This window comes from Flavobacterium sp. C4GT6 (genome assembly GCF_036347315.1).
Classification (GTDB): domain Bacteria; phylum Bacteroidota; class Bacteroidia; order Flavobacteriales; family Flavobacteriaceae; genus Flavobacterium.
In genome coordinates this window covers 147853-165723 of record NZ_JAZGZU010000003.1, presented here as the reverse complement: position 1 = coordinate 165723, position 17871 = coordinate 147853, and the positions used below count along the sequence as shown (strand labels likewise).

The following is a 17871-nucleotide window of genomic DNA, read 5'->3' as shown; positions in this document are numbered from 1 at the left end:
GTAATAGAAATACTTAGTCAATGAAAAAACTATATTACTTTTTAATAATTGGTGTCTTTATATCTTCTCTCGGTTTTTGTCAGGAGGGAAAGAAATATTTTTTTGACGATGTAAAATACCTTAATCTTCCGGTTGTAGTTGATGATTTTAACTTTAGCGAAATTGATAACTATACTCCCGTGAGGTATGGAGATGTTTCGGGGCTTTTAAAAAATGAAGACAATTCTTTTTCGCTTATACTACCCAATAATGAAAGTATTATTTATGTGTATGGTAAGTTTGATTATCATGATTGTCTGGCAGTGATTTTATTTTTTAAAAATGAGGAAACAAACACACCAACGTGTTTTCTGAATTTGTATGATAAGAATCAAAAACTGGTTAGTTTTGAATGTATTGCCTGGAGAACGGAATTAGAGTCTAAGTCTGCGGTAGTATATCCTAACAGGATTGTGGGTAAATTAAGTCCTGAGAATACTACTGAATATATGGTTTATAAACAGATGGATGGATTCTTCCCTTTTTATAGGTTAGATTGTGAAGAGTCGGACTGTATAGATTTTAATAGGAAAACAGATGTAATACCTCAAAGAGAAATGAAAACACTTTCTTTTGGGAAGGTTTTTTTTGAACAAAACCTAAATCTTATACCGTTAAAATTTTGCTCTCCTCAGGCTGACTTAGCAGAGTTGCCCGGTATGGATGAGGTAAGATTGTTAAATGGTTGTTTTATTGATTCAAAAGTGCTGGCAGATAAAAGGATAATAGTTTTTTATTTAAGTGCCTATAATTCGGTTAAGGAGGTAGGGTACCTGCTTTTTGATGAGAATATGGTTTTGTTAGGGGGTAAGCAAATAGCTTCCAGTTTTATTGATAATAATGGGGAGGTTACTTTACAGGAGGCAACTGTTATTGAGGGAAATGGATTGTTAGCTATTTCACTTAAAGGGCAGAAATCAGCAGGGATAACATTTAAATTAAACTAAATGTCGTAATGTGATTATGAATTTATTTGAAGAGTGTATTGAAGTTCTTGGGGAGTCTGCCAAGGTGTTAGATAAAACTGAAACAGCTGTAGTATTTAAAAAGTTTGAAAATAGTGTACCTATTACCTGGTATGGTAGGATTGATTGGGAGAATTTAAACGATTTTGAAGAGATACAAAACTCAAGAGAAATACTAAATCATATTAGTGCTGAGGATAAGTGCCTTGTGTTGTGGAACGACATGTCATTGCCGGTTATTGAAACTACTGTTGCTTCTTTTCTGGAAAATATTGACGATGTTTTAGCGGTTAGTTTTGATACATGGTTGGTTGTGAATTCAAAAAAGGTAATAATTGAGTTCTTTCATGACAGGCTAATAAAATTGGTAAAAACCAATTAAGGGCTATTGGGGTAGCTTTTTTAATTGAAAGGCTAATGTGTTTGAACCTAGTTTTTAATAGTGAATTTTTCCTCTTTGTTGTCGGTTTTTAAAATCAGAATATTTTCAGATTTAGTTATAATCTGATAACGAAGTGTGTCTTTCGGTTTTTTAATTATCAGGTACTCTCCAACTTTGTTTTCTGCTTTAGGGTATATGTATATGGAATCGATAAGTTCGTACTCGTAAACTTTGTCTGCGGTAAACTTCATATCCTTAAAAAAAGCCAGTCTATTTTCTCTAATACTAATACCAGCCATAGAGTCGGTTTCGCTAATCCATTCGCCTGGATTGATTAGTTTTTGAGTGCTTGGTCTTAATGTTTTAAGAGGTTCTTTGCTGTTGTTGCAGCTAATTAGAAACATGCCTGTTGCTATTATAGTAAGAGTTAAGCATTTCTTCATTTTGTAAAATTAATTATTTGATATTTCTGTTATAATGAGCTAGCGCAGTTGGTATGATTTAGAAAGATAGTTGTGATTTCTTAATTACTATTCTACCTCCCCTGTAAATAAAATAAACAACTTTTTATTCCGGTCTTTCTATATCCATTATTTCGTGGTTCTCCAGCATTACTTTAAGGTCGGTTTTCATTACCGGATAACTTTCTGTGGTAAATGGTTTTTGTGAAAGTTCTTCAACGCCACTTAACCTATCGGTCATGTATTCATTTTCAAAAAAATACACAGTATTGCCTTCTACTTTGTCTACTTTGTAAATGGTGTACTGTTCGTCAGGAAGTCTAACCTCATAAATGTCACCTTTTTGAGGTGATAGTATGAGTTCGGTATTTTCAGAGTATTTTTGTTCTCTGGATGCGAAAATTGCAATAAGAATAAGCCCAATAATGCCAAGACCTGTATACATCCATATAGGTGTTCTTATGCCTGACTTTATCTCTTTGTAGCCGTTTAAGTATTTTTCGGGAAAGTTTTTTTTCTCTAAAAGGTGTTCGCAGTTAGTGCATTCTGAAATGATTTTTTTCCCTGAAGGGAAAAACGGAATCCAATAGGCATGAGCATAGCGCTGAATTATAAAGATGTTGATATTGGTTGGTTCCTGGCATTTAATACAGGTTGTTCTTATTTTACCGCGTCCAATTTCCTTGCGGGTAGACCCGACTCCGAATACTATCATGGTGTAGTTTTATTTGTTTTTGATGTTTAAAGTTTAATTCGGGGTTGCCTTGTATTCAGAGCGTTCTATTGGCTGGATTCCTAAAATAGTATTGTCGTTGTCAAAAAATACATTTACAAGTTTTGCAGGCGGAGTGTTGGTGTCGTTTTCGTATTTGTATTTTATCATTGGGTAAGAGTTGCCATCCTGCATTATTTGCATGCCTGCCATATATGGTATTAGTTTGCTGTCGCCTGTAAGTTCCGGTTTTATTTGGTTAATTAGTTCCTGAGTAATACTATGTCTTATTTTTTGTGAGCATAGGTTTTTAGCTTCCGCAAGGTTGTTGTTTTCTACACTGGTTATAAATTTTTTAAAGTTGCTGTCTAAAGCAGTTTGCTTTTCCTGGATTGAAGCCTGCGCATTCTGTTTGGATGTCTCTTTTAGGTAATATCTTATTTTGTGAGTCGTTGGGGTGGTTATAATTCCTTCCTTATTGTAATAGTTAGAAAGGGTAATGTATAATTCTGCCTCAGTATCATTTGTGTTCCATTCATCACTTTTCTTTATTCCGTTTTCGGTGGCCGCCTGCGATAAATCAGCAAGACTTCCTGTTGAGGTGCTTTCTCCGTATTTTGATGTGATGGTTGATAGGATACTGTTGTATTTTTTGATCATTTTTTTCTGAAATGACTGGGGTTTTGGGTTGTTTTCTTCGTCCTCAAAGTTGTTTACATCCCATTCATACAGTATTTTTTTTACGATAGAGTCGTTTTTGGTGAAATAATAATACACTAAAAGATCGGGTATTCCTTTTTCTTTTCGCTTAAAAATTAAAGGTTGTGCATAAGGGGTAATGAAATTTGTATTACTCTCGTATGGCTCACTTTTTATTTTTTGTTCAAGAATGATGTAGTAGTCAACCTTTTTGTTTTTTATTTTGGTTTCAATATTTGGTTCCTGTGCAAATAGAAAAGTATTCGCTGCTATAAATAGAAAGAGGGTTTTAAGTAACGTGGGTTGCATTTTAATGTATTTGGTGATGGTTTTATTGGTTGGTTAAAAATAAACCCTTATAAATGGCATCCAGGCTTCGCTGTAAACGTAGTCGTTGTCGTTATACAATACATTGTAGCGTATGCCGAAGGTTACATTTTGAGCGCGGTAACCTGCTCCTAAAAACAGTGCGGTATTCCAAAAATCCCTGTCCTGATTGCCATAAAAATCGGTATATCTCTCGTCAAAATCAAGATTTACCCTTAGTTGTTCCAGTTCGGCAGAAAGCTGTATTTGCGGTATAGGGTTAAAAACGTTTATTATTGAGCCTCCATACATCCACGATTCATAAAAATCCTTTTGTTGTACATAGGTTCCCTGCAGGGATAAACCAACGCCATAATACTGGTTAACTTCATATAATGCGCCCGGTGCAAGGGTAACATCGGTATAGTTATTTCCGAAGGAAGCGCCTATGGCACCGCCAAAACGTACCCTGCTCCAAAAATCACTATTATTTTGGGCTTTGGCGCTTATGCAACTAAGGCAAAAAGCCAATGCGATGCCCGTTTTTGTTAAAAAACTCAAAAAGCCTGATTTCATGTTGGTAAAGGTTGTAGGTTTATGAATATAAATATATAAAAAACACTGAAAGATTATTACAAATATTGTACTTTTGCATAAAATTTTTTAAAACAAAGGTCATAAAGACATTAGTATGGACAGGTTTTCCTTTTTAAACGCAGCACATACTGCTTTTTTTGCAGATTTGTATGAACAATATATAGAAAATCCTGACAGTGTAGAGCCTAGCTGGAGAAGTTTTTTCCAGGGATTTGACTTTGCAGCTTCGGATTACGGGTCAGGCTTATTTGAAGCCACTCCACAACAAAATGGCACAGCAGCGCCAGACTTTTCGGGAGTACCTGAAAAGATACAAAAAGAGTTCAAGGTACTTAACCTAATTGAAGGCTACAGGACAAGAGGACACCTTTTTACCAAAACCAATCCGGTTAGGGACAGAAGGACTTACACTCCAACCTTAGAGCTTGAAAACTTCGGGCTTTCCAACGCCGATTTAGATACTGTTTTTGATGCAGCAAAAGAGATCAATTTACAGCCTTCTACTCTTAGGCAAATCATCGATCACTTAACAAAAGTATACTGCCAGCACATTGGTGTTGAGTATATGTACATACGTAACCCTGAGGTTAGAAAGTGGATTCAGGACAGGCTTGGTGTAAATGAAAATTTACCGGCTTTCTCTGATGAGGCTAAAAAACACATCCTTTTAAAACTTAACGAAGCTGTTGCTTTCGAGAACTTCCTTCATACTAAGTATGTGGGTCAAAAACGTTTCTCGCTTGAAGGTGCAGAGGCTCTTATCCCGGCACTTGACGCCCTTGTCGAGGCTGCTGCCGAAAAAGGTGTAGAGCAGTTTGTAATGGGTATGGCACACAGGGGACGTCTAAACGTACTTGCTAATATTTTTGGTAAGTCAACATCAGATATCTTTAGTGAGTTTGACGGAAAGGATTATGATGATGATGCCCTGTTTGACGGTGACGTAAAATACCACCTTGGTCTTACTGCCGACAAGAAAACAAGAACAGGTAAAAACATAAATATTAACCTTGCACCAAACCCGTCGCACCTTGAAACTGTAGGTGCAGTGATTGAAGGTATTGCAAGAGCAAAACAGGATAAGTATTACCCTGAAGACAACTCTAAAGTACTTCCTATTGCGCTACACGGTGATGCTGCGGTTGCAGGCCAGGGTATAGTGTATGAGATTGTACAAATGGCTGGTCTTGACGGTTACAAAACCGGAGGTACTATCCATCTTGTAGTAAATAACCAGGTTGGTTTTACCACTAACTACCTTGATGCACGTACATCTACTTACTGTACAGATATTGCTAAGGTTACTCTTTCTCCGGTACTTCACGTAAATGCCGATGATGTAGAGGCAGTGGTGCACGCTATGTTGTTTGCGCTTGACTACAGAATGAAATTTGGCGGAGACGTATTTATTGATCTTTTAGGTTACAGAAAGTACGGACACAACGAAGGTGATGAGCCTCGTTTCACACAGCCAAAACTTTATAAAATAATCGCTAAGCACAAAAACCCAAGAGATATTTATGCTGCCGAGCTTTTAAGCAGTGGTGTAATTCAGGAAGGTTTTGTGAAAGAGCTGGAGCAGCAGTACAAAGCTGTGCTTGAAGAAAACCTTGAGGCTTCAAGGAAAAAGGATCTTACGATTATCACTCCGTTTATGCAAAACGAGTGGGAAGGGTTCTCTCAGGCTACAGAAGAGCAAATGCTTCAAAAAGTAAACACGGCATTCTCTAAAGAGATGCTTGACGAAATTGCTGAAGTTATCACGCAACTTCCTACAGACAAAAAATTCATTAATAAGATACAAAAGCTTATCAACGACCGTAAGGCAATGTACTTCGATAACGATAAGCTGGACTGGGCAATGGGTGAGCTTTTAGCTTACGGATCACTTCTTACAGAAGGATACAGCATTCGTTTATCCGGTCAGGATGTGGAGAGGGGTACATTCTCTCACCGTCATGCTGTTGTTAAAGTAGAAGACTCTGAAGAAGAGGTAGTGCTACTTAACAGGCTTAAAGAGCAAAACGGTAATTTCCAGGTTTATAACTCACTGCTTTCAGAGTATGGTGTTGTAGGTTTTGATTACGGTTATGCATTGGCAAGTCCAAGAACACTTACTATTTGGGAAGCACAATTTGGTGATTTTTCAAACGGTGCTCAGATTATGATTGACCAGTACATCTCGGCAGCCGAAGATAAATGGAATAACCAAAACGGTCTTGTAATGTTACTGCCACACGGTTATGAAGGTCAGGGTGCAGAACACTCTTCTGCGCGTATGGAGCGTTACCTGCAGCTTTGTGCTAACCACAATATGTATATAGCCGACTGTACTACGCCTGCTAACTTCTTTCACTTATTAAGAAGGCAGATGAAAACCACGTTCAGAAAGCCACTTATCGTGTTTACACCTAAGAGCTTACTGCGTCACCCTGCAGCGGTTTCTACAGTAGAGGAACTTGCAGAAGGAACATTCCACGAGGTGCTTGACGATCCGGCAGCAGATGCTAAAAAAGTAAAAACACTGGTATTCTGTACCGGTAAGTTCTACTACGATCTTGTAGCCGAAAGAGAAAACCTTGGTCGTGACGATGTGGCTTTTGTAAGGCTGGAGCAGCTGTTTCCGTTACCGATAGAGCAGTTAAAAGAGGTGATTGCCAAATATTCTAACGCCGACGATTATGTGTGGGCGCAGGAAGAGCCAAGAAACATGGGGGCTTACAGCTACATGTTAATGAACTTTACCGAGGTTAAGTTCAGGGTGGCATCATTAAAAGCCTATAGTGCTCCTGCAGCAGGTAGTTATACACGTGCTAAAAAACGTCATGCTACTGCTATAGCAATGGTTTTTGATAAAGATTTATTTAATTAATATCGTATTTTTGATTTTCAATAGATTAACAACAACGCAAATAAAATTATACTGACATGATTTTAGAAATGAAAGTTCCTTCGCCGGGGGAATCAATAACAGAAGTTGAGATTGCAACATGGCTGGTAAGTGACGGGGATTATGTAGAAAAAGACCAGGCAATTGCCGAAGTTGATTCAGATAAAGCAACACTAGAACTTCCTGCTGAGGCTAGCGGTATCATTACACTAAAAGCTGAAGAAGGAGATGCAGTAGCTGTAGGCCAGGTTGTTTGCCTTATAGATACTGGTGCGGCAAAACCGGAAGGATCTGCTCCTGCTAAAGAGGAGAAAAAAGAAGAGGCTCCAAAAGCTGAAGAGAAAAAAGAAGAGCCTAAGAAAGAAGCTCCTGCAGAGAAAACATATGCTACAGGAACACCTTCGCCTGCGGCAAGAAAAATATTAGACGAGAAAAACATTGATCCTGCTACTGTAACAGGTACAGGTAAAGGCGGTAGAGTAACTAAAGATGATGCTGTAAATGCAAAAGCCTCTATGGGTACTCCTACAGGTGGTAACCGTGCCAGTGAGCGTACTAAGCTTTCTATGCTTAGAAGAAAAGTGGCAGAGCGTTTGGTTTCGGCTAAAAACGAAACAGCTATGCTTACTACGTTCAACGAGGTGAACATGACGCCTATAAACAAAGTACGTGCTGAGTTTAAAGATGAGTTTAAAGCGAAACACGCTGGTGTAAGCCTTGGCTTTATGTCATTCTTTACTAAAGCAGTTGTTAGAGCATTACAACTATATCCTGATGTAAACTCTATGATGGATGGCGATTACAAAGTGTCTTATGACTTTGTAGACGTTTCTATTGCAGTGTCAGGACCTAAAGGACTTATGGTGCCGGTGGTAAGAAATGCTGAGGCATTAACTTTCCGTGGTATTGAGGCAGAGATTAAGCGTCTTGCCCTTCGTGCGCGTGACGGACAAATCACTGTAGACGATATGACAGGTGGTACGTTCACTATTACTAACGGTGGTGTATTTGGTAGTATGTTATCTACTCCAATTATTAACCCTCCGCAATCAGGTATTCTTGGTATGCACAACATTATTGAGCGTCCTATTGCTGTAGACGGTAAAGTTGAGATTCACCCAATGATGTATGTGGCACTTTCTTATGACCACAGAATTATTGACGGTCGTGAGTCTGTAGGTTTCCTAGTAGCGGTTAAAGAAGGATTAGAAAATCCGGTAGAATTGCTTATGGATGGTAATGCAAGAAAAGCGTTAGAACTATAATAAAAAGTCAGTATACAACGAAAAAGCCCCTGCAGTAATGCAGGGGCTTTTTTTATTTACCGAACAGATAAAGTGTAAATAAATACGATTAAGTGCGTTTTTTGTGTGTAAAATTAAAAGAGAATGCATAAGAGAATAAATTATGTTTATAAAACAGGTGTTATCGTATTGTATTTTAAAGAAAATATGTATAGCTTTGTTTTTATAAATAAAGTATTATGAAATTAGATGCTGTTTTTTTTGAAGATGCAAGTAAAGGTGGTGGAGTTATAAAGGCGACTATACATAAAACTGGTAAATTGGGCTTTTCTGCTGCTGCTCAGGAATTTATAGGGATTAATGAGAACACTTACTTTTTAGTAGGTTTTAATGAAGAAAATCAAGACGATTTTTTGTATTTGGTGTCTTCACCAGAAAATGATAAAGCCTTTAAAGTTTCAAAAGCTGGTGATTACTTCTATATAAATTTAAAGTATGTTTTTGATAAAAGAGGTATAGATTATAAAAATGAAACTATAATCTTCGATATTAAAAAAGAAACTGAAAATGATATTGAGTTTTATTTATTAACTAAAAGAAGCAGGTAAGAGGGATAGAAAATAAATAAAGGGTGAATAAACACCCTTTGGAAATTTGATAAGTTTTAAATTTAATGCCGTCCAAAGCTTTTAAATTTATTGAATGAATTGAGATTACCTCATCTCATGTTAAAAACTTCCACAAAAATAAGTTTTTAATAATTCTTTTCCAAAAATCAAATTCGGTTTTAACGCTTCATTACCGTAGAGGCTTAAAAAAACAAATAAGAAAAGAAATGAAAACAATTTTAGTTTCTTACAGAATTTCTCTGACGAATAAAGTTTCAGAGAAGCAAATTCTTAGTCGTTTTAACGGAGAAGACGACTTATTAAATACTATTAATGACTACTGTGACTATATTCATAGAAATATTGTGAGTTATACTGATAGTACTGGTAATCTTAGAACTTTTACCTTAGATGGTCTTCAGACCTTGAATAACGATAACAGAAACTTGTATGGCTATTTTGATTCGGCATATACAGGCGAAAAACTGAAGATTAAAGAAGGAGTTACTAATGATATTTTGTTCAATGTTGGTGAACGTGATTTACAAAGTAGAAATTTTTTCTTCTATATTGATGTTCCTTCAGGTGCTAAATATGCATATGTAGTAATACAAAAGAAATCGAATCATGCTATTAAAGGAGTTTTAGAAAATTCTTTTAATGACTTTTTAAAGTTTAAAGGCTTTTTGGATTATCGTGTTAAGTTAGAATATGCTCCAGATTATTTTCTTTTAAACAGAATGTTGGAATTTGGTGATTTAAAAGAGATTAAGTTAATAAGGAAGGCTCTTTTTTCTACTTTTGAAGAGCAGCTTTTAAGCGAGGGGACTCCTAATCCAGGGGTTTTTGAGAGGATTTTACGATTTAATAGCGATTCTCTTACTGTTGATTATAAAAATGTTTTATATCGTTTATATAGAGAAAGATATTTAGATTATCAGCAAGTACAGGTTTTCAATGAGTCTTTTGATGAAGTTTCTTTTGTTTTATCGCTTGATTCTAGAGATAAAACATTTTATGTAAAAGATAAGTCTAAAATTAGATCTAATATCGATGTGACGTCATTAGTGGAGTATTCTGATGGAGAACCTACTCTTGAATCTTTAATAAGGGTTTCAGTTGAGATTATAAGGAGTTCGAATTCTTCTAGTGGTGATAGCGATAGCGTAGCCGCATAATAAAAAAAGCCCCTGCATTGCAGGGGCTTTTTTTTATACTCTATCAAATATTAGTAGTGTACATCAAAAGTACCATCGGTAATGGTGATAAATTCATCATCATTGGCGAGGTTACTTCTAAAGATGCCCGAGAACGTTCCTTTTAAATGTCCGTCGCTGTTAACAGATACGTTGGTTTGGTATTCACCTTCATTAGCCACCATCATTTTGTTAGAAAGCTGGTAAGCAATAAAGTCGGGTGTAATGTTGCTACCGGTGTCCCCTAAGGCTATCTCGTAACGGAAAACACCTGTTTCCTCGGTATTTGATGAGGTAAGTACCAGTATGGTTTCTCCCGGTTGAGGTTCTGTTTGGGTAATAATACAAATAACGTGTTCCTTTTGTGTTCCCTCAAGTTTAAACTTAACCGACCCTCCTTGTGATGGGGTATCGTCTTCTTCGGTGCATGAGGTTAATGCAACGGTCATAAAGCTGAAAAGTATCAGCGAAAGTGCTTTTTTCATAATTTGAGTTGTTTGGTTGGTTGCGCAATATACAGAAAAAAGCTACGTGTAAAGGTCAGGTTGTATTATTTTAGATAAACGCAGTGATTGTAATAATCGATAATTGCTTTTCCTTTCATTAATATATCAGCGCCTAAAATACCTTGTACAGGTTTGGCTTTGTATTGCCTAAGCGCTTCGTTAACGTGAGACATGTCAAAAATTACCAGTCCGAAGTTTTTGTCCTTCCAGTGTCCCAGTCGCAGGGTATTTTTTACCGATGTTTGTGTGATCATACCTATACCTCCTGCTCCTGCAGCTTTAGTGTCAGAGTCGTCTGCGCTAAGTTCAAAACGTTCAATGCCTTCAAAATCCACACAACTGTTTGAAGCTCCTGTGTCCAGGATAAAAGTTCCTGCAATCCCGTTTATTTTTCCTTTTATTAAAAGGTGTTGTGTTTTTGATATTTTAAATTTTATACGTTTGTAGCCTTTTTCTTTAAGTGTGAGGTGTAAGTTTTCCATAATTTTTTATTGCATTCCAAAAATACTTTAAAATATGATATTATTAAGGCAAAAAACCATAAGGCTTTGTAATTTTGCAGCCCAAAAGCTTTTATGATGATTTTGACAGATACACATACCCATTTATACAGTGAAGAATTTAGCGAAGACCGCGACCAGATGATACAACGTGCCTTTGATGCCGGAGTTACCCGTTTGTTTGTTCCGTCTATAGATTCATCTTACACCCAATCCATGTATGAACTTGAGGCTAAATATCCTGATAATGTATTTTTAATGATGGGATTGCATCCTACTTATGTAAAAGATAATTATGAGGAAGAACTGGCTCATGTGGAGCGCGAACTTGCCAGCCGTAAGTTTGCCGCCGTGGGAGAAATAGGTATTGATTTGTATTGGGATAAATCGACATTAAAGCAACAGCAGTATGCCTTTAAACACCAAATACAGCTGGCTAAAAAATATAATTTGCCAATAAACATTCACTGCAGGGATGCTTTTGATGAGGTTTTTGAAGTACTGGAGTCTGAAAAAGGGGACGACCTGTTTGGAATCTTCCACTGCTTTACCGGAAATTTTGAACAGGCACAGCAGGCTATATCCTATAACATGAAATTAGGTATTGGCGGGGTGGTAACTTTTAAGAACGGTAAGATAGATCAGTTTCTTAATGATATACCACTCAGTAATATAGTATTGGAGACCGATTCGCCTTATCTTTCGCCTGTGCCTCACAGGGGTAAGCGAAACGAGAGTAGTTATACTAAACTGGTAGCTGAAAAACTGGCGCTTATTTATAATAAAAACCTGACTGAAATAGCCGAAATAACAACAAAGAATGCTTTGGATATTTTCGGGATTTAACGCAGAATTCCTGTAAAATTGATATTTTTTTTGTTTTTTTGTAAACTGTTTTAACCCTAAAGAAGTACATGTCGAAATTTGACCATATCAGGCCCTTTTATGATACCGAGGTGAATGAAGCTATTTGTAGCGTTGTAGATCACCCTATGATGAAAGCGCTTATGAGTTTTGCTTTCCCCGATGTTGAAGAAACGGTGTGGGCTGAGCAACTGAGAAAGACGCATTCTAAAAGGGATTTTCAGATTAATTTTATTTACCACGCCGTACAAAAGGTGTTGGAAAAAAGCTCAGAAGGCCTTACCACTTCAGGGTTCGAAAAACTGGAACCGCATACTCCTTACCTGTTTATTTCAAACCACAGGGATATAATACTGGATACCTCACTGCTTAATGTTTCATTATACGATCACGGACTTGTAATGACGGCTTCTGCCATTGGTGATAACTTGGTGCAGAAAACCTTTTTACATGTGCTGTCACGACTTAACCGAAACTTTTTGGTACAGCGTAATCTTTCGCCAAGGGAATTACTGCAAAGCTCTAAACTGATGTCTGAATACATTTGCCAGTTGCTTAACCGTGAAAACCGTTCGGTTTGGATAGCACAGCGCGAGGGTAGAACTAAAGACGGTGACGATGCTACCCAGCAGGGTGTGCTTAAAATGCTTGCAATGGGATCTGACGAGAAGAACCTTATGCATTATTTTAAAAAGCTTAAAATTGTTCCGGTTTCCATATCGTATGAGTATGATCCTACCGATATGCTGAAAATGCCACAGCTTTTGGCTAAAGCCAAAGATGAGATTTACATTAAGGAAAAGAATGAGGATTTCATTACGCTGTTAAGCGGAATCATGGGGCAAAAGAAAAGAATCCATATCCATGTGGGCGATATGCTTACTGACGATTTGGATAAGATTGCCGATGAGTTTGATAATCAAAACAAGCAAATACAGGCACTGGCTCAGGTAATAGACGAGTCGATACTTACTACATACAAGCTTTGGCCTACTAATTATATTGCTTACGATTTACTGAACGATACTACCCGTTTTTCAAAATATTATACCGATAAGGAAAAACAGTTGTTTGAACGACGCCTTGAAATGCGTATTGATAACGATAATAAGGTTTTAAGAGAAGGTTTCCTGGCTATGTATGCCAATCCGGTGGTTAATAAAATGAAATATCAAAATGCAATCTAAGCCTACTATATTACTTATTTACACCGGAGGTACCATTGGTATGGTTAAAGATTTTGAAACCGGTGTATTAAAAGCTTTCAACTTTAAAAAACTATTACAAAGGATACCCGAACTAAAACAGCTGGACTGTAACATAGAAACGGTGTCTTTTGAAACTCCTATAGATTCTTCTAACATGGACACTGCCCAATGGGCTCAAATGGCCAAAATGATAGAAGAGCATTATGATGACTTTGACGGATTTGTTATCCTGCACGGGTCAGATACCATGTCATACTCGGCTTCTGCATTGAGCTTTATGCTGGAAGGACTTAACAAGCCTGTTGTATTTACAGGTTCTCAGCTTCCTATTGGTGACCTGCGTACCGACGCTAAAGAAAACCTTATCACAGCTATTCAAATCGCTTCGTTAAGGCATAACAATCATCCTGGCGTTAGGGAAGTATCACTGTATTTTGAATACAAACTGTACAGGGGTAACCGCACAACTAAAATTAGTGCCGAGCATTTTAATGCCTTTACATCGCCTAACTATCCGCCACTGGCAGAATCGGGTGTGCATTTAAAAATCAATAAGGAATTACTGCTTAAAGCTGACGGAAACAAGGATCTTAACGTGTATTATAAGCTGGACGATAATGTGGTTATCATAAAAATATTTCCGGGCATTAACGAAAAGGTGCTTACTTCCATACTGAATACTCCGGAACTTAAAGGGGTAGTGCTGGAAACCTATGGTTCAGGCAATGCACCTACCGAAGACTGGTTTATAAACATACTGCAGGATGCCATTAACCGCGGACTGTACATTGTAAATGTAACGCAATGTTCGGGCGGTAGTGTTAATATGGGACATTATGAGACCAGTACCAAGCTAAAGGAAATAGGGGTTATCTCGGGGGCTGATATTACTACCGAAGCTGCCATAACTAAACTGATGTACCTTTTAGGTAAAGGTACGCCTGTAGCCGATTTTAAAACAATCTTCGAAGCTCCTATTTGTGGAGAATTGTCACAATAATTTTTGATATAAACTATTTAATACTATTTTTGCAGCCGCAATAATTTAGAGAGGTGGCCGAGTGGTCGAAGGCGCACGCCTGGAAAGTGTGTATGCTCCAAAAGGGCATCGAGGGTTCGAATCCCTTCCTCTCTGCTGATAAAATCCTTATGAAGCTGGTATTCAGTTTTGTAAGGATTTATTTTTTACAAATTAGTCAACATATAGTCAATGTTCTTAAAGGAGTATAGTGTATAAGGGTAAGTGAATGCTGTAACTTGGAGTGTTAAATTCTGCTGCTCAGATATTATCAACGTATTATTATGTCTTACTTTGGAGGGGTAAAAGGGTATATAATAAGGGGTGTTCAATATATATTGCTATTAACTCTTATTAGGATAGCCAGTACTCAGGGTTGATAATATAAAAAAGTCTAAATTTTTTTTAGTAATTAAGTTATTGGATGACCCCACCCCCTCAAAAAAAGACATTTCCCTTTTTGAGAAGGAGGGGCTATTTCATATACAGTATGTGATGTGTCGTTAATTTTCTTATAATGGCTGCTTACTTAAAGTATTATAAACTCTCTTCTTATAGTAATTTGTTACAAGCCCTCCAAGCTCCTTGTCATCCATGATTTTTGAGAAGATGTCTTGATTTTGCTCCATGCGAGCAATTAACTTGTCAAGGAAAATGTCATAGAAGCCATAACCAAAGTTTTCTTCGGTGTTAGCTTTTGCCTGTTCCTTTAGTCTCTCATCTTTTAATAGCTCTTTTTCAATCTGTTCGAAGAATAATCTGTCTGCTTCTGTAAATTCAGTTTGGAATTTTTTGTTAAGTAATTCCACGATGCTTGAGAGTGCTGCTTGTTCTTCTTTATTTTGAAGTCTTATCCCGGCACTTCCTCCTCCGGTAATATCGTATTCACCTTTGGGCTCTAAAACAAGTTTTTGTTTTGATATTAGGTCAAGTCTGTAATATTCCAATGAAACCTCATCACCAAGCTTAAAAACGTCTTTAGAACCCCTTGGAAGCTTTTTTAAAAGGAATCTGCCATATACATATAGCTTCTCTAAATCAATATCGGAGAAGGGCATTATTTGTGTCAGGAAGGAGTATAGTCTTACAAAGGACTGTAATGCATGTTTAAAGTTTTCCTGATTGATTTGATTGCTGATTGTATCTTGCTCTGAGTTTTCTTGAGGTAACCCTTTAAATCTTTCTACTGCCGGATCTATATATGCGTTAAGTTTTGCTTGCTCTTTTACAGACAGTTCTACGGCAGACTTAAAAAATATATTACAAAAGCTGTCAACTTCACTTTCCCAGATTACCTGACCTTTTTCTATTTCTGTCTTCAGGTCATATAAGTGGTTAGGGTCGGTTGATGATTCAATTGTAGTAAGCTCGTAGTAAGGTTGGAAAGAATCCAGTATATCTTGTGTCTCGTTTGCAAAGTCGAGGACAAAAGTATCTTCCTTACCCACATGCATCCTATTTAGTCTTGAGAGAGTTTGTACACACTTAACGCCAGAGAGCTTCTTATCTACATACATAGTGTGTAAAAGAGGTTGGTCAAATCCTGTCTGGTATTTATCAGCCACTATCAGTAATTGATATTCTTCTGATGCAAATTTGTTAGGTAATTCTTTTTCTCCAAAGCCATTTATTTCTGATTCTGTTACTCCTTCAGGAAAAACATCATACATAACCTTTCCCGAAAATGCTACAAGGGTTTTAATGTCATTATAACCTTTAGCCTGTATGTATTTGTCAAACTCATCTTTATAACGGACGGCATGTAGTCTGGAACCTGTTACCACCATAGCCTTAGCCTTACCACCAATTTTTTTTGAAACTACCTGCCTAAAATGCTCTACCATTACCTCTGTTTTCTGTGCAAGATTATGTGGATGTAGAGATAGAAACCTGCCTATAGCTCTTGCAGCTTTCTTTTTATTTACATTAGGGTCATCTTCTATCTTCTTAGATAGCCTGAAATAGGTTTTATAAGTAGTGTAATTTTCTAACACATCTAAAATAAACTTCTCTTCGATAGCCTGCTTCATAGAATAGAGGTGAAAAGGCTTGGGTTTTCCTGATGTATCTTTTATTGTGCCAAATACTTCAACAGTCTTGGCTTTAGGTGTTGCTGTAAATGCAAAAAAACTAAGATTGTCCTGCCTGCCCCGGGCTGCCATCGACTTCCTTATCTGGTCTTCAGCATCTTCATCAAGTCCTGAATATAATTCCTCTTCTTCAGCACTTTCTAACGACTTCGCAGAAAGCACCTCCTTCATCTTTTTAGTTGCCTCACCTCCTTGAGATGAGTGTGCTTCATCTACAATAACAGCATATTTACGGTTGGGGAGTTCTCCAATCTTGTCGAGTATAAACGGAAACTTTTGTAATGTGGTTATGATGATATTAGCACCTGCCGTAACTGCATCGGCTAATTGTTGAGAGTTTTTGTCAATCTTTTGAACCACCCCCATTTTATGCTCGAACTGGTATATGGTGTCTTGTAATTGGCTATCCAGTACCTTCCTGTCGGTTATGACAATGACAGAATCAAATATCCTTTCGTCTGCTTTACTATGGAGGCTTGAAAGCCTGTAGGAGAGCCATGCAATTGAGTTAGATTTACCGGAACCTGCCGAATGCTGTATAAGGTAGTTTTGCCCGGCACCTTTCTCCCTTACATCTTTTACCACCTCTCTTACTACATCTAACTGATGATAGCGGGGGAAAATTAATGATTCCTTTTTTTTCTTTACACCATTAAGTGTAAACTCTTCTACTTTGAGGTGTAGGAATCGTGCTAAAATATCCATGAAACTGTCTTTAGCCCAAACATATTCCCATAGGTAAGATGTTCTGTAACCGTTTCTATTTACCGGGTTTCCTGCTCCGTTATCAGAACCCAGGTTGAAGGGTAAATAACGAGTGTTTTTTCCTGCAAGATTAGTTGTCATATAGCACTCATCGGTATCTACAGCAAAATGAACTAACGAACGTTTTTTAAATTGGAATATTGGTTCTGAAGGTTCTCGGTCATATACATACTGTTTTTGTGCATTATCAATAGACTGGCCTGTGAACTGATTTTTAAGCTCTATTGTAGCTATAGGAAGCCCATTAAGAGATAATACCATGTCAAGCGAGTTCTTGCCCTTACGCTCATAATAAAGCTGTCTGGTGACACTTAAATGGTTTTTTTGGTATAATGTAAATGCTTCGGGGTTTAAGCTGGTTTCCGGTTGAAAGTAAGCCATGTTAAATTTAACCCCATAGTCTGTAAAACCTTTACGTATAACATCAAGGGAGCCTCTTAAGTCAAGCTCTTTAAGCAACCTTTGTATTACTTTCTGTTCTACTTCCTCTTTATGCATAGCTGAGATTTTATCCCAAGCTTTAGGCTGTGACTCTTTAAGAAATGATGTTACATAACTTGGGAATATACCCATGTTTGGATTAAAGTCTTGTGAGAAGCCTTTTACATAACCTCCATGTTCTAATAAAGAAGCTTCTATAGCAGCTTCAAAAGTTAGTTCTGTATGTATTGCCATACCTTTATTTTTATCTGTAGTTGTCAAGTGTGTATAATCTTTAACTTAACCTACTACTTTATCTTTAGACTTAGTTACTACCTTAGTTACCGTCTTAGTTACTATTTTATCTCCTGTCCTAACTTTAGACTTAGTTATTATCTTAG

General features: G+C 37.1%; 16 protein-coding genes and 1 tRNA gene. 10 read left to right on the top strand and 7 right to left on the bottom strand.

Annotated elements, in window-relative coordinates; all coding sequences use genetic code 11:
• Positions 1-20: 20 nt before the first annotated feature.
• Both V3Z67_RS05130 and V3Z67_RS05125 read left to right on the top strand, forming a co-directional pair.
• Positions 21-986 carry a hypothetical protein gene (locus V3Z67_RS05130; RefSeq protein WP_330442294.1) on the top strand — a complete coding sequence of 322 codons (966 nt, stop codon included), beginning with the start codon at positions 21-23 and terminating at the stop codon, positions 984-986.
• Between the two features lie 16 nt (positions 987-1002).
• Positions 1003-1386, top strand: coding sequence for a CDI toxin immunity protein (locus V3Z67_RS05125; RefSeq protein ID WP_330442293.1), 384 nt, complete (start codon positions 1003-1005; stop codon positions 1384-1386).
• A 47-nt stretch (positions 1387-1433) separates the two neighbouring features.
• Here V3Z67_RS05125 and V3Z67_RS05120 read toward each other — a convergent pair whose 3' ends face one another.
• The 4 genes from V3Z67_RS05120 to V3Z67_RS05105 all read right to left on the bottom strand — a co-directional run bounded on the left by V3Z67_RS05120 (position 1434) and on the right by V3Z67_RS05105 (position 4140).
• Complete coding sequence (locus tag V3Z67_RS05120) at positions 1434-1829, bottom strand: hypothetical protein (protein ID WP_330442292.1); 396 nt, start codon at positions 1827-1829, stop codon at positions 1434-1436.
• A 124-nt stretch (positions 1830-1953) separates the two neighbouring features.
• Positions 1954-2562 (bottom strand): hypothetical protein, encoded by a 609-nt coding sequence (locus V3Z67_RS05115; protein WP_330442291.1) that lies wholly within the window; start codon positions 2560-2562, stop codon positions 1954-1956.
• Positions 2563-2595: 33 nt separating this feature from the next.
• Entirely contained in the window at positions 2596-3567 is a 972-nt protein-coding gene (locus V3Z67_RS05110; protein ID WP_330442290.1) for a hypothetical protein, read from the bottom strand.
• Between the two features lie 33 nt (positions 3568-3600).
• Entirely contained in the window at positions 3601-4140 is a 540-nt protein-coding gene (locus V3Z67_RS05105; RefSeq protein WP_330442289.1) for a hypothetical protein, read from the bottom strand.
• Positions 4141-4255: 115 nt separating this feature from the next.
• On the opposite strand from V3Z67_RS05105, the gene V3Z67_RS05100 reads away from it, so the two are divergent.
• From V3Z67_RS05100 to V3Z67_RS05085, 4 genes are all read left to right on the top strand, one after another.
• Complete coding sequence (locus V3Z67_RS05100; protein WP_330442288.1) at positions 4256-7033, top strand: 2-oxoglutarate dehydrogenase E1 component; 2778 nt, start codon at positions 4256-4258, stop codon at positions 7031-7033.
• Between the two features lie 56 nt (positions 7034-7089).
• The gene (gene odhB / locus V3Z67_RS05095) at positions 7090-8316 is read left to right on the top strand and encodes a 2-oxoglutarate dehydrogenase complex dihydrolipoyllysine-residue succinyltransferase (RefSeq protein WP_157484154.1); all 1227 of its coding nucleotides are present in this window, start codon (positions 7090-7092) and stop codon (positions 8314-8316) included.
• Positions 8317-8534: 218 nt separating this feature from the next.
• The gene (locus tag V3Z67_RS05090; protein WP_330442287.1) at positions 8535-8903 is read left to right on the top strand and encodes a hypothetical protein; all 369 of its coding nucleotides are present in this window, start codon (positions 8535-8537) and stop codon (positions 8901-8903) included.
• Positions 8904-9130: 227 nt separating this feature from the next.
• Entirely contained in the window at positions 9131-10081 is a 951-nt protein-coding gene (locus tag V3Z67_RS05085; protein ID WP_330442286.1) for a hypothetical protein, read from the top strand.
• 50 nt (positions 10082-10131) lie between these two features.
• On the opposite strand, the gene V3Z67_RS05080 is transcribed toward V3Z67_RS05085, so the two are convergent.
• Positions 10132-10584, bottom strand: a complete 453-nt coding sequence (locus V3Z67_RS05080) for a hypothetical protein (RefSeq protein ID WP_330442285.1) — start codon at positions 10582-10584, stop codon at positions 10132-10134.
• Positions 10585-10649: 65 nt separating this feature from the next.
• Positions 10650-11087 (bottom strand): retropepsin-like aspartic protease, encoded by a 438-nt coding sequence (locus V3Z67_RS05075; protein WP_330442284.1) that lies wholly within the window; start codon positions 11085-11087, stop codon positions 10650-10652.
• 96 nt (positions 11088-11183) lie between these two features.
• Between V3Z67_RS05075 and V3Z67_RS05070 the strand changes: the two genes are divergently transcribed.
• The 4 genes from V3Z67_RS05070 (at position 11184) to V3Z67_RS05055 (ending at position 14312) form a co-directional block, all read left to right on the top strand.
• Positions 11184-11951: a TatD family hydrolase gene (locus V3Z67_RS05070; RefSeq protein WP_330442492.1), complete on the top strand. Its 768-nt coding sequence runs from the start codon at positions 11184-11186 to the stop codon at positions 11949-11951.
• A gap of 68 nt (positions 11952-12019) precedes the next feature.
• Positions 12020-13156 carry a 1-acyl-sn-glycerol-3-phosphate acyltransferase gene (locus V3Z67_RS05065; protein WP_330442283.1) on the top strand — a complete coding sequence of 379 codons (1137 nt, stop codon included), beginning with the start codon at positions 12020-12022 and terminating at the stop codon, positions 13154-13156.
• Positions 13146-14177, top strand: a complete 1032-nt coding sequence (locus V3Z67_RS05060) for an asparaginase (protein ID WP_330442282.1) — start codon at positions 13146-13148, stop codon at positions 14175-14177. Before V3Z67_RS05065 ends, V3Z67_RS05060 begins: the two co-directional genes overlap by 11 nt.
• 47 nt (positions 14178-14224) lie before the next feature.
• Positions 14225-14312 (top strand) — tRNA-Ser (locus V3Z67_RS05055).
• A gap of 395 nt (positions 14313-14707) precedes the next feature.
• Here the strand turns inward: V3Z67_RS05055 and V3Z67_RS05050 are convergent.
• Entirely contained in the window at positions 14708-17725 is a 3018-nt protein-coding gene (locus V3Z67_RS05050; RefSeq protein WP_330442281.1) for a type I restriction endonuclease subunit R, read from the bottom strand.
• Between the last annotated feature and the right edge of the window lie 146 nt (positions 17726-17871).